Annotated in this window: 12 protein-coding genes and 1 pseudogene; 10 read left to right on the top strand and 3 right to left on the bottom strand. The window is 70.4% G+C overall.

Annotated elements, in window-relative coordinates:
* Positions 1–6: 6 nt before the first annotated feature.
* The 7 genes and pseudogenes from VNG13_09690 to pyrE all read left to right on the top strand — a co-directional run bounded on the left by VNG13_09690 (position 7) and on the right by pyrE (position 8256).
* Positions 7–808, top strand: a pseudogene (locus VNG13_09690) (TIGR03084 family metal-binding protein).
* 108 nt (positions 809–916) lie between these two features.
* Positions 917–2770, top strand: a complete 1854-nt coding sequence (gene dnaK / locus VNG13_09685) for a molecular chaperone DnaK (GenBank protein ID HVA60789.1) — start codon at positions 917–919, stop codon at positions 2768–2770.
* Complete coding sequence (gene grpE / locus VNG13_09680) at positions 2767–3456, top strand: nucleotide exchange factor GrpE (protein HVA60788.1); 690 nt, start codon at positions 2767–2769, stop codon at positions 3454–3456. Before dnaK ends, grpE begins: the two co-directional genes overlap by 4 nt.
* Positions 3457–3473: 17 nt before the next feature.
* Positions 3474–4622, top strand: a complete 1149-nt coding sequence (gene dnaJ, locus VNG13_09675) for a molecular chaperone DnaJ (GenBank protein ID HVA60787.1) — start codon at positions 3474–3476, stop codon at positions 4620–4622.
* Positions 4615–5049 (top strand): helix-turn-helix transcriptional regulator, encoded by a 435-nt coding sequence (locus VNG13_09670; protein HVA60786.1) that lies wholly within the window; start codon positions 4615–4617, stop codon positions 5047–5049. Before dnaJ ends, VNG13_09670 begins: the two co-directional genes overlap by 8 nt.
* A gap of 36 nt (positions 5050–5085) precedes the next feature.
* Positions 5086–7695 carry an ATP-dependent chaperone ClpB gene (gene clpB / locus VNG13_09665; GenBank protein HVA60785.1) on the top strand — a complete coding sequence of 870 codons (2610 nt, stop codon included), beginning with the start codon at positions 5086–5088 and terminating at the stop codon, positions 7693–7695.
* Between the two features lie 24 nt (positions 7696–7719).
* Positions 7720–8256 (top strand): orotate phosphoribosyltransferase, encoded by a 537-nt coding sequence (gene pyrE / locus VNG13_09660; GenBank protein HVA60784.1) that lies wholly within the window; start codon positions 7720–7722, stop codon positions 8254–8256.
* A 20-nt stretch (positions 8257–8276) separates the two neighbouring features.
* On the opposite strand, the gene VNG13_09655 is transcribed toward pyrE, so the two are convergent.
* Both VNG13_09655 and VNG13_09650 read right to left on the bottom strand, forming a co-directional pair.
* Positions 8277–8711 (bottom strand): hypothetical protein, encoded by a 435-nt coding sequence (locus VNG13_09655; protein ID HVA60783.1) that lies wholly within the window; start codon positions 8709–8711, stop codon positions 8277–8279.
* 74 nt (positions 8712–8785) lie between these two features.
* Positions 8786–9418, bottom strand: a complete 633-nt coding sequence (locus tag VNG13_09650; GenBank protein ID HVA60782.1) for a DedA family protein — start codon at positions 9416–9418, stop codon at positions 8786–8788.
* Positions 9419–9479: 61 nt separating this feature from the next.
* On the opposite strand from VNG13_09650, the gene fbaA reads away from it, so the two are divergent.
* The 3 genes from fbaA to VNG13_09635 all read left to right on the top strand — a co-directional run bounded on the left by fbaA (position 9480) and on the right by VNG13_09635 (position 11345).
* Positions 9480–10502 carry a class II fructose-bisphosphate aldolase gene (gene fbaA / locus VNG13_09645; protein HVA60781.1) on the top strand — a complete coding sequence of 341 codons (1023 nt, stop codon included), beginning with the start codon at positions 9480–9482 and terminating at the stop codon, positions 10500–10502.
* 64 nt (positions 10503–10566) lie between these two features.
* Positions 10567–10962: a DUF3151 domain-containing protein gene (locus tag VNG13_09640; GenBank protein HVA60780.1), complete on the top strand. Its 396-nt coding sequence runs from the start codon at positions 10567–10569 to the stop codon at positions 10960–10962.
* Positions 10959–11345: a hypothetical protein gene (locus VNG13_09635; GenBank protein ID HVA60779.1), complete on the top strand. Its 387-nt coding sequence runs from the start codon at positions 10959–10961 to the stop codon at positions 11343–11345. Before VNG13_09640 ends, VNG13_09635 begins: the two co-directional genes overlap by 4 nt.
* Here VNG13_09635 and VNG13_09630 read toward each other — a convergent pair.
* Positions 11342–11866, bottom strand: coding sequence for a hypothetical protein (locus tag VNG13_09630; GenBank protein HVA60778.1), 525 nt, complete (start codon positions 11864–11866; stop codon positions 11342–11344). The two genes, VNG13_09635 and VNG13_09630, sit on opposite strands and share 4 nt — an antisense overlap.
* Between the last annotated feature and the right edge of the window lie 68 nt (positions 11867–11934).

The raw sequence follows: 11934 nt of genomic DNA, 5'->3' as shown, positions 1-11934 counted from the left end.
GCGAAAATGCCCGATCTCGTCGACTTGCTCCACGACCTCGATAACGAGCACTCCGCCCTCGACGCGCTTCTGGTCGCGGTACCGGAGACCGGATGGGAACTTCCGACCCCGTCCGAGCCGTGGGCGGTCCGCGATCAGGTGGCCCACCTGCTGTTCTTCGATGCGGTCGCTCGGCTGGCGCTGACCGAGCCGGACGGCTTCGCCGGGGAGCTCGCCGCGGCGGTCGCGGGCTACGACGGTTATCTCGAGGCGCCGCTGCGCGCCCGACGGGCGGTTCCCCCGGCCGAGCTGCTCGCCGAGTGGCGAACCGGCCGCCGGTCCCTGCTGGCGGCATTGACCGTCGCCGACCCCGCGGCCCGGGTCCCGTGGTACGGCCCGAGCATTGGGGCTGGCCTCCTTCGTGACCGCCCGGCTGATGGAAACGTGGGCCCACGGTCAGGACGTGGCGGACGCGGTCGGTGTCGAGCGGCCGCCAACCGCCCGGCTGCGTCACATCGCCGACCTGGGGGTCCGGGCGCGTCCGTTCAGCTACGCAGCGCACGGCCGGCCGGTGCCGACGGTCCCGGTCCGGGTGGAGCTGGCCGCGCCCGGTGGCGGATGGTGGGTCTGGGGCGTGGCGTCGGCGGATGTCGTCCGGGGGCCGGCACTTGACTTCTGCCTCGCGGTGACCCAGCGGCGACATCTGCTCGACCTCGCGCTGGAGATTTCCGGGCCGGCGGCCGGCGAGTGGATGTCGATCGCGCAGTGTTTCGCGGGGCCGGCGGGGGGCGGGCGGCGGCCCGGCGTCGTTAGGCCGAAAAAAAGTTGAGTCTGAGGGGCGCAACCGGGATTGACTTCGCCGGCCCCGGCGTTGAGGATGAGTGACACAGACTCAACGTGACGCTTGGTAGAGCGTCTCCACCGAAGGCAGGCTTTCATGGCACGAGCGGTCGGAATCGATCTCGGGACGACGAACAGCGTGGTCACCGTCCTGGAAGGGGGCGACCCCTACGTCATCGCCAACGCGGAGGGTTCGCGAACGACCCCTTCGGTGGTGGCCTTCGCGAAGAACGGCGAGGTGCTCGTCGGCGAGGTGGCCAAGCGGCAGGCGGTGACCAACCCGGACCGGACAATCCGGTCGGTGAAGCGGCAGATGGGCACCAACTGGACGATCGACATCGACGGCAAGAGCTTCACTCCGCAGCAGATCAGTGCTTTCGTCCTGCAGAAGCTCAAGCGGGATGCGGAGGGTTACCTCGGCGAGCCGGTCACCGACGCGGTGATCACCGTCCCCGCGTACTTCGACGATGCCCAGCGGCAGGCGACCACCGAGGCCGGCAAGATCTCCGGGCTCAACGTGCTGCGGATCGTCAACGAGCCGACCGCCGCGGCGTTGGCCTACGGCCTCGACAAGGAGAACGACCAGACCATCCTGGTCTTCGACCTCGGAGGCGGGACCTTCGACGTGTCGCTGCTCGAGATCGGCGATGGCGTGGTCGAAGTCAAGGCGACGAGCGGGGACACCCACCTCGGCGGCGACGACTGGGACCAGCGGGTCGTCGAGTACCTCGTGACCCAGTTCAAGAACAGCAACGGCATCGATCTGTCGAAAGACAAGATGGCCCTGCAACGGCTGCGCGAGGCCGCGGAGAAGGCCAAGATCGAGTTGTCCAGCTCGAGCGAGACCACGATCAACCTCCCCTACATCACGGCCTCCGATCAGGGTCCACTGCACCTCGAGCTAAAGCTCACCCGGGCGGAGTTCCAGAAGATGACCTCCGACCTGCTCGAGCGGTGCAAGGGACCGTTCCATCAGGCGATCAAGGACGCCGGCATAACCGTCTCCGCGATCGACCACGTCGTGCTCGTCGGCGGCTCGACCCGGATGCCGGCGGTCGTCGACCTGGTCAAGGAACTGACCGGCGGCAAGGAGCCGAACAAGGGCGTGAACCCGGACGAGGTCGTTTCGGTTGGGGCGGCGTTGCAGGCCGGAGTCCTCAAGGGCGAGGTCAAGGACGTTCTGCTCCTCGACGTCACCCCGCTGTCTTTGGGCATCGAGACCAAGGGCGGCATCATGACCAAGCTCATCGAGCGCAACACGACGATCCCCACCAAGCGATCGGAGATCTTCACGACGGCCGACGACGCGCAGCCCTCGGTTCAGATCCAGGTGTACCAGGGCGAGCGGGAGATGGCGGCCTACAACAAGAAGCTCGGCATGTTCGAGCTCACCGGGCTGCCGCCGGCGCCGCGTGGCGTCCCGCAGATCGAGGTCACCTTCGACATCGACGCGAACGGGATCGTGCACGTCTCGGCAAAGGACCTGGGGACCGGCAAGGAACAGTCGATGACGATCACCGGCGGTTCCGCGCTACCCAAGGACGACATCGCGCGGATGATGCGCGAGGCCGAGCAGTACGCCGACGAGGACAAGAGCCGCCGGGAGGCCGCGGAGACGCGCAACACCGCGGACAGCCTGGTGTACCAGACCGAGAAGTTCCTCGCCGAGAACGCCGAGAAGGTGCCGGCCGACGTGAAGGCCGAGGTGGACACGGCGAGCGCCGAGCTCAAGACGGCACTCGAAGGCGAAGACAGCACGGCGATCCGAGCGGCCACCGAGCGACTCTCGACGGTGAGCCAGAAGCTCGGCCAGGCGATGTACGCCAACACCGGCGCGGCTGCCGGCCCGTCGGACGGCCCGGCGTCGGACGCCTCGAGCGGGCCCTCGGAGGACGACGTAGTCGACGCCGAGATCGTCGAGGAGGAGCACGGCGCGGGTGGTGCTGCGTGACGGAACCCCGCCACGACCGAGACGAACCGCCGGAGGTCGCCACCCGGATCCGCGACAAGCGCCGGATCGACCCGCTGACGGGGGCGGTGCGGCCGGTCGTCGACCCCGATCCGCCGGGCTTCACGCCGCCCGCGGCGTCTGCGGAGGCGTCTCCGGCGGCGTCTCCGGCGGTGTCTCCGGCGGTGTCTCCGGCGCACTTGGAGAGCCTGCAAAGGTCGCTCGACGAACGTACGGCCGACCTCCAGCGGCTCAAGGCCGAGTACGACAACTATCGGCGCCGGGTCGAACGCGATCGCGCGGCGGTGGCCGAGCAGGCTCTCGCCAGCGTGCTGCTGGGGCTGCTTCCGGTACTCGACGACATCGGCCGGGCCCGCGCGCACGGTGAGGTCGAGGGCGGCTTCAAGCCGGTGGCCGACGGTCTCGAGGCAACCCTGACCAAGCTCGGACTGGTGAGCTACGCAGTCGCGGGCGATCCGTTCGACCCCGCGGTGCACGAGGCCCTGCTGCACGCCTACTCGCCGGATGTCACCGAGCCGACCTGTACCCAGATCATCCAGCCCGGCTACCGGCTCGGCGAGCGGGTGCTCCGGCCGGCCCGGGTCGCGGTGGCCGAGCCCCCGCTTCCGGCGGAGTCCGACGCGGCGACGCTGGACGGGCCGGAGGCCGCGGCCGACACCGAGGACTGAGAGCGGAGGGACGCCGAGTGAGCGCACGCGACTACGTCGAGAAGGACTACTACGCGGTGCTCGGCGTCTCGAAAAGCTCCTCGGCGGCCGAGATCAAGAAGGCCTACCGGAAGCTTGCCCGGCGATTCCACCCGGACGCGAACAAGGGTGACCCGGGCTCCGAGGAGCGCTTCAAGGAGATCTCCGCGGCCTATGACGTGCTCTCCGACGCGACCCGGCGCAAGGAGTACGACGAGGCCCGGGCGCTGTTCGGCGCCGGGGGGTTCCGGGTGCCGGGGGCCGGGGCCGGAGGGAACGTGCACTTCGACGTCGGGGACCTCTTCGGCGGCAGCGGGGGTGGTGGAGGCGGGCTCGGGGACCTGCTCGGTGGCCTGTTCGGGGGCGCCGGTCGCCGCACGGGCGGTCCGCGCCGTGGATTGGACATCGAGTCCGAGGTGACCCTGGCCTTTCGGGACGCGGTCGAGGGGGTCACCGTGCCACTCCGGCTGGCGAGCCCGCACCCGTGCGGCACCTGCCATGGGACCGGTGCGCAGCCCGGTTCCACGCCCCGGGTCTGTCCGCGCTGTGAGGGCACCGGGTCCGTCGCCCGCGGGCAGGGCGGCTTCGCCTTCGCCGAGCCGTGTCGGGAGTGCCGCGGGCGCGGGCTGCTGATCGACAACCCGTGCCCGACCTGTCGCGGTAGCGGGGTGACGACCCGTGAGCGAACCCTGCGGGTCAGGATTCCGGCCGGGGTGGCGGACGGGCAGCGGATCCGCCTCAAGGGCAAGGGCGAGCCGGGGGAGCGCGGCGGGCCCGGCGGCGACCTCGTCGTGCTCGTTCACGTTCGGCCCCATCAGGTCTTCGGGCGCTCGGCGGACCACCTGACCCTGTCGTTGCCGGTGACGTTCCCGGAGGCGGCACTCGGCGCGAGCGTCAAGGTGCCCACCCTGGACGGATCTCCGGTCACGGTGAAGATCGCACCCGGCACCGCGAACGGTCGGACCCTCCGGGTCCGGGGCCGCGGTGTCCCACGCAAGGACGGCACGCGTGGCGACCTGCTCGTAACCGTCGAAGTCGCCGTCCCGGGCGAACTGACCCAGGCCGGTCGCGAGGCCCTGAGCGCCTTCGCCACCGCCCAACCCGACGATCCTCGCGCCGCGCTGAATGCGATGGACAGCCATGACTGATCACGACGCCGAAGGTTCCCCGCGGATCGCTCGCGACCGCCCAGTGTTCGTCATCTCGGTGGCCGCCCAGCTTGCCGGGATGCACCCGCAGACATTGCGGCAATACGACCGGCTGGGTCTGGTGTCCCCGGGTCGGGCAGCCGGCCGCGGCCGTCGATACTCCCACCACGACATCGAGGCTTTGCGCGAGGTTCAGCGGTTGTCCCAGGACGAGGGGGTCAATCTCGCGGGGGTGAAGCGGATCCTCGAGCTGGAGGACCATGTGGCCGCGCTCCGGGCCCGGCTACTCGAACTCGAGGGAGAGCTTGCGAATGCCTTGCTGGCCACCGCCAATGCGGAAGCCCGGGTGCATGCCTCCTACCGCCGGGACCTGGTGCCGCTCGGCCGCGCCGACCTGCTGCCCTGGCGGAGTCCCCCCCGACCCTGAGCCGTCGGCCGCGGCTCATCCGACCTGGATCTGACTATGGATGCCTACAAGTTCACGACGAAGAGCCAAGAGACGCTGAACGCGGCCGTGAGCGCTGCTGCGGCCGCGGGCCACCCGCACGTCGAACCGCTGCACCTGCTCAGCGCCTTGCTCGCCCAGCCGGAGGGTGTCGCGGCCCCCCTGCTGCGTGCCGTCGGCGTCGACGTTGCTGCCTTGCGGGCCGCGGCGGGCACCCAGCTGGCCCGCCTGCCGAGCGCCTCGGGGCCGACGGTGGCCGCACCCGGGCTGTCCCGGCAGACACTGGCCGTCATCCACGCCGGCGCCGATCGTGGTCACGAACTCGGCGACGAGTTCGTCTCCACCGAGCACTTGCTCGTCGGCCTCGCCGAGGCCGGCGGGTCCGGGGCGAGCGGAGCGGCGGGCCTGCTCACCGGTCTGGGCGCCACCCCGGAGGCCCTGCTCGCCGCCTTCGCGACGGTCCGCGGTGCCGCCCGGGTCACCTCACCGGATCCGGAAGGCACCTACCAGGCATTGGAGAAATACGGCCGCGACCTGACCAGCGACGCGGCCGCGGGCCGACTCGACCCGGTGATCGGGCGCGATCAGGAGATCCGCCGCGTGATCCAGGTGCTGTCCCGGAGGACGAAGAACAACCCGGTCCTGATCGGCGAGCCGGGGGTGGGAAAGACCGCGGTTGTCGAGGGGCTGGCCCAGCGCATCGTCGCGGGGGACGTTCCCGAGAGCCTGCGCGGCAAGCGACTAGTCGCCCTCGATCTCGGCGCCATGGTGGCCGGCGCAAAGTATCGCGGCGAGTTCGAGGAGCGGCTCAAGGCCGTGCTGTCGGAAATAACCGGCAGCGAAGGCCAAGTTGTCACCTTCATCGACGAGCTGCACACAGTCGTCGGCGCCGGTGCGGCCGAAGGCGCGATGGACGCCGGCAACATGCTCAAGCCGATGCTCGCCCGTGGCGAGCTGCGGATGGTCGGCGCTACGACGCTCGACGAGTACCGCGAACACATCGAAAAGGATCCGGCGCTGGAGCGCCGCTTCCAACCCGTGCTCGTCGGCGAGCCGAGCGTCCAGGACACCATCGCGATTCTGCGCGGGCTGAAAGGCCCCTACGAGGCACATCACGGTGTGCGGATCTCGGACGCCGCGCTGGTCGCGGCAGCGACGTTGTCCGACCGGTACATCACCTCCAGATTCCTTCCCGACAAGGCGATCGACCTGGTCGACGAGGCCGCGTCCCGGCTCCGGATGGAGATCGACTCTCGGCCGATCGAGGTCGACGAGCTCCAGCGAGCGGTGGACCGGCTCCGGATGGAGGAGCTCGCCCTCGCCAAGGAGAGCGACGCCTCGTCGAAGGAGCGGCTCGACCGTCTGGGCGCCGAACTCGCCGACAAGCAGGAACAGCTCGCGGGGCTGACCGCACGCTGGGAGCGCGAGAAGTCCGGGCTCAACCGAGTTGGCGAGCTGAAGAAGCGACTCGACGAGTTGCGCGTCCAGCGGGATCGAGCGCAGCGCGACGGCGATCTCGAGACCGCGTCGCGTCTGCAGTACGCCGAACTACCGGCGGCCGAGCTGGAGCTGGCCGCCGCGTCGTCGACGACCGACGCGGGCGAGGCCATGGTCAAGGAGGAGGTGGGCCCGGACGACGTTGCCGAGGTCGTCGCCAGCTGGACCGGGATCCCATCCGGCCGGATGCTCGAGGGAGAGACGACGAAGCTGCTCCGGATGGAGCAGGAACTGGAACGGCGGATCGTCGGTCAGGAGGCGGCGGTCCGCTCGGTCTCGGATGCCGTGCGCCGGGCGCGCTCCGGCATCGCGGATCCTGACCGGCCAACCGGCTCGTTCCTGTTCCTCGGCCCGACCGGGGTCGGCAAGACCGAACTCGCGAAGGCGCTTGCCGAGTTCCTCTTCGACGACGAACGCGCGATGGTCCGGATCGACATGAGCGAATACGGGGAGAAGCACAGCGTCGCGCGGCTCGTCGGTGCCCCACCCGGCTACGTCGGATACCACGAGGGGGGTCAACTCACTGAGATCGTGCGCCGCCGGCCCTACTGCGTCGTGCTGCTGGATGAGGTCGAGAAGGCCCACCCCGACGTCTTCGACGTGCTGCTCCAGGTGCTCGACGACGGGCGGCTCACCGACGGTCAAGGCCGCACCGTGGACTTCCGACACGCGATCCTGATCCTTACGTCCAACGTCGGTTCGGCTTACCTAAACGATCCCGGGCTCGAGGAGCCAGCCAAGCAGGACGCCGCCCTGCGTGCGGTTCGCGAGCTGTTCAAGCCGGAGTTTCTCAACCGGTTGGACGACATCATCGTCTTCCGCCCGCTCGGCGTCGGCGAACTGAGCCGCATCGTCGACATCCAGGTCGCGGGGCTTGCCGACCGCCTAGCCGCTCGCCGGCTGACGCTCGAGGTGACCCCGGCGGCCCGGGAATGGCTCGGGCGCAACGGTCACGACCCGGTCTACGGAGCGCGGCCGCTGCGCCGACTCCTCCAGTCGGCGATCGGCGATCCACTGGCCCGCGGGCTGCTCGGCGGCGAGGTGCACGACGGGGACACCGTCAACGTCGACCTCGACACCGACGGTCAGCGGCTGGCCGTCCACCCGGTGCGGGCGCTGGCCGCCAGCTGATCCGCGACGGTAGTGTCCGCGCTCGTGGACGATCGCGAGCAGCTGCTGGGGCTGATCCGCGCCCGGGCTGTCGTGCCCGGCCGGGTGACGCTGTCCTCCGGGCAGGAGGCCGACTTCTACGTCGATCTGCGCCGGATCACCCTGGGCGCAGCCGGCGCCCCGCTCGTCGGCCGCGTCATGCTCGACCTCACCGCGGGTTGGGACTATGCGGTCGTCGGAGGTCTCACCCTCGGTGCCGACCCGGTGGCGATCGCCATGCTGCACGCGGCAGCGGCAGCCGGCCGCGAGGTCGACGCCTGCGTGGTCCGTAAGGCGGGCAAGGCGCACGGCATGCAGCGCCGGGTCGAGGGCCCCGACGTGGCGGGGCGCCGGGTGCTTGCGGTCGAGGACACCTCGACAACCGGCTCGTCGGTCCTGACCGCGGTCGAGGCGCTGCGGGAGGCCGGCGCCGAGGTCGTCGGTGTCGCGGTCATCGTTGAGCGTGGAGCGTCGGCCGCGATCGCGGCCGCCGGCCTGCCCTACCTCGCGGCGTATCAGCTCGCCGATCTGGATGGCGGCTGATCCGGCTGCCCTTGGGTGGTTCAGCGCCGCCCGCAGGCGGGGCACCGTCGGTCGGCAACGGCTCGTAAGCCGCCGCAGCCGAGGTGGTGGCAGGTGAGCACGTCAGTTCCGGGAGCGGGTTGGGCGGCGACCGCGGAGACCGGTCCTTCGCCACGGCGCCAGCGGCCCAGCGCCCGCCGCGAGCGCCAATCGCGGCCGGGCAGTACGAGCACCCGGCCGGCGACCTCCACCAGCCGGTGGCGCTGTCCCCGAATCCGGACCACGACCGCGGGACCGCGGACCGCCCCGTCCCACCAGCCGGGCTCGAAGGCGAGGACGTCGGCGTCCACTAGCCCGGTGGTAAGCCGCTCGACGGTCCGGCGGTCTCGATCGGCTTCGACCTCAGCCGCCCCGTCGTGGATCGCCCGGGACCGGGCGGCACCGGTGCGCACTGCGGGGAGGGCGGCCGTGCTCACAGTTGTCATGGTGGCCCCGAGTGGGGGCATCCGACGGGAGGCGCGCCGCGCGGAGCCGCTGCTGAGCGCGCGGCTCAGTCGACTGCCGGCGCCCTACGACGCGACCGGGCTGCCTCGACGGCGATCGGGATAACCGAGATCACCGCGATCGCGACCGCGAGGACGTCGATGTGGCCTTTGAGGAAGCTCACGTTGCCGAGGTAATAGCCCAGCAGGAGCATCCCGATCCCCCAGACCACTCCGCTGACGACATTCCACACGGTGAAGTCCCGGGTGCTCATCCGGGAGGTGCCGGCGAGCGGATAGATGAACGTCCGGACCACCGGAACGAAGCGGGCGATGAAGATCGCCTTTCCCGGTCCGAACCGTTCGAAGTACTCGTCGGCGCGCTCGACGTAGCGCCGTTTGAACAGCCGGGCGTCCGGACGGTCGAAGAGTCGGGGTCCCGCTCGTCGGCCGATGACGAAACCCGCCTGGGCCCCCAGGACCGCCCCGAGAACCGCCGCGGGGATGAGGGGCCCCAGCGCGAGGTGGATGCCGGCGACCTTCCCGGCGGAGACGAAGCCCGCCGTGAACAGGAGGGAGTCGCCGGGGAGGAAGAACCCCACGATGAGCGCGCCTTGGACGAACAGCACGACGAAGACGCCCACCGCGCCGAACGACTGCAGGAGGGATTTGGCGCTGAGCAGATTCACGGCGAGGTGCATGACGCCCAAGGCTACTGGCGCCGCTGGCATACTCCGGTCAAGCTCTCTCGAGGAGGCTTCGATGCCAATCGCCACCCCCGATGTTTACGACGAGATGCTGACGCGGGCGAAGGCGAGCGGCTTCGCCTACCCGGCGATCAACGTCACGTCCTCGCAGACTCTCGTCGCGGCGCTCCGCGGCTTCGCCGAGGCCGAGAGCGACGGCATCGTGCAGATCTCCTGGGGCGGAGCCGGGTACCTCTCCGGCTCGACCGTCAACGACATGGTGACCGGGGCGGTTGCCCTGGCCGAGTTCGCCCACGTCGCAGCCGCCAATTACCCGGTTCACGTGGCGTTGCACACCGACCACTGCCCGCCGGACAAACTCGACGGGTACATGCGGCCGTTGATCCGGATCTCGCAGGACCGGGTGGCCGCCGGCCAGGAGCCGCTGTTCGGCTCGCACATGTGGGACGGCTCGGGTGTGGAGCTCGAGGAGAACCTGCGGATCGCCGACGAGCTGCTCACCGAGTGCGTCAAGGGCCAGCTCGTCATGGAAATGGAAATCGGGGTTGTCGGGGGCGAGGAAGACGGCGTCTCCAACGACATGAACGAGAAGCTCTACACCTCGCCCAAGGACATGATGCGGGTGGCCGAGGTCCTCGGCACCGGCGAGCGCGGGCGGTACCTGCTGGCAGCGGTCTTTGGCAACGTTCACGGCGTCTACAAACCGGGGAACGTCAAGCTGCGTCCGGACATCCTCAAGCAGGGCCAGGACTACGTAGGCGAGAAGCTCGGCAAGGACCGCCCGTTCGACCTCGTCTTCCACGGCGGCAGCGGATCGATCGTCGAGGAGATCCGGGAGACGCTCGGTTACGGGGTCGTCAAGATGAACATCGACACCGACGCCCAGTACGCGTTCACCCGCCCGATCGTCGACCATGTGTTCAAGAACTACGACGGCGTGCTCAAGATCGACGGTGAGGTCGGAACCAAGAAGGCCTACGATCCGCGGACCTGGGGCAAGCTGGCCGAGACCGGGATGGCCGCCCGCGTCGTCCGTGGCTGCGAGGACCTCAGGTCTACCGGAAGCGCCCTGCGGTGACCCTGTCGGTGACCCTGTCGGTGACCCTGTCGGTGGCCCTGTCGGTGGCCCTGTCGGTGTCGCGATGAACCTGCTCGCCGGGCCGCCGCCCACCCGCCTGCCGGTCGAGGCGGAGCCGGCCGCCGCTCTCGCGGCTGGCACCGACCCGGCCGAGGTCGCCGCCCGTTGGCCGGCATGCGGAGCGGCGTGGGCCGCCCTCGCTGAGGCCGCCCTGGCCCGGGGGGCGGTCGTCGAGGCCTACGCGTACGCCCGGACCGGGTACCACCGGGGACTCGACGCGCTTCGCCGGGCCGGCTGGAAGGGCCATGGGCCGATCCCGTGGTCGCACGAGCCGAACCGTGGATTTCTCACCTGCCTCGACGTGCTGCGCCGGTCCGCCGAGCAGATCGACGAGACCGCCGAGGCAACGCGCTGCCGAGAATTCCTCACCGAGGCGGAGCCCGAGGGGATCCCTCGATGAGTCGGCTGCGGGCCGGCCGGCTCGCAGCACTCCAGCTTCTGGTCGGCGCCCTGGCCGTTGGCTGCGGCGGGCAGAGCTCGTTCCCCTGCTGTCGGGCGGGGACCCAAGACGTCGTCACCGCAAGCGTCGCGACCAGCGGGCCGGCGACGACCGTGCAGCTCAAGGTCAACCAGATCCTCGAGGTTCCGGTGATCGACCTGAAGGAGACGCGGACGTCGCCCGGCGGGATCCTCCAGCCGATCAACCCTGGCCCCGGCGTCGCGGACTTCCGAGCGGTTCAGGCCGGCCAGACGACCGTGACGATCCTCGGCTGCGTTCCTGGTGGCTCCTGTCCGCCGGGGGGGACGCCGATCGGCACGTTGGTCGCCGTCGTTACCGGTTAGGCGTCTTCGTCGTCCGGCCAGATTGCCGGTGGCGGGACATCCGGCGCCGGCATCGGGGCACCCGGAACGCGGAAGGGTCGGCGCAGAAGCCCGGGCAGTGAACCGAGCCGGGACCCCGCGTCATCGACGAACGACGTGATCCGCTCCGTGGACGCGGCGATCGCGATCACCCGCTCCTGGGTGTCGCGCAAACCGCGAAGTACCGGCTCGACATCGCGCTGCAGGCGGCGAACAGCGTCCGGCAGATCGCTCACCACCGGGTCGTCGAGGACGCCGGCGAGGCGCGTCAACCCGGGGGCCAGCCCGCGGAGCGGGGTCTCGAGCTCGTCGAGCAGCGAATCCATCCGGCCGGCCAGCCGGTTGACGGTGGCCACCGTCTGCCGACTCTCGTCGATGGTGCGGGACAGCGCCCGCACCGATCGGTTGAGGGCAGTCAGCGACCCGGGAAGCATCGCCAGCGCGGCTGCCTGCGTGCGGGCGAGTTCGAGCACGTCCCCGACGACATCCGGAACCCGCCGCATCCTCCGAGGGTAGCCAGGTTCGGGTTCGGCGCCCGTCCGGTAGCCTTTTGCCGCAAGAGGCCTCGGCG

This window comes from Mycobacteriales bacterium (genome assembly GCA_035533475.1).
Lineage (GTDB): Bacteria > Actinomycetota > Actinomycetes > DATLTS01 > DATLTS01 > DATLTS01.
Note: the sequence above shows the minus strand (reverse complement) of the source record. Positions and strands in the feature narration are given on the sequence as shown.

Bases quoted from the DNA above. Each gene is read 5' to 3' on its own strand.
- VNG13_09635 (HVA60779.1), top strand. From the start codon at position 10,959: ATGAGTCGGCTGCGGGCCGGCCGGCTCGCAGCACTCCAGCTTCTGGTC.
- VNG13_09670 (HVA60786.1), top strand. From the start codon at position 4,615: ATGACTGATCACGACGCCGAAGGTTCCCCGCGGATCGCTCGCGACCGC.
- dnaK (HVA60789.1), top strand. From the start codon at position 917: ATGGCACGAGCGGTCGGAATCGATCTCGGGACGACGAACAGCGTGGTC.
- VNG13_09640 (HVA60780.1), top strand. From the start codon at position 10,567: ATGAACCTGCTCGCCGGGCCGCCGCCCACCCGCCTGCCGGTCGAGGCG.
- clpB (HVA60785.1), top strand. From the start codon at position 5,086: ATGGATGCCTACAAGTTCACGACGAAGAGCCAAGAGACGCTGAACGCG.
- VNG13_09630 (HVA60778.1), bottom strand. From the start codon at position 11,866: ATGCGGCGGGTTCCGGATGTCGTCGGGGACGTGCTCGAACTCGCCCGC.
- fbaA (HVA60781.1), top strand. From the start codon at position 9,480: ATGCCAATCGCCACCCCCGATGTTTACGACGAGATGCTGACGCGGGCG.
- VNG13_09650 (HVA60782.1), bottom strand. From the start codon at position 9,418: ATGCACCTCGCCGTGAATCTGCTCAGCGCCAAATCCCTCCTGCAGTCG.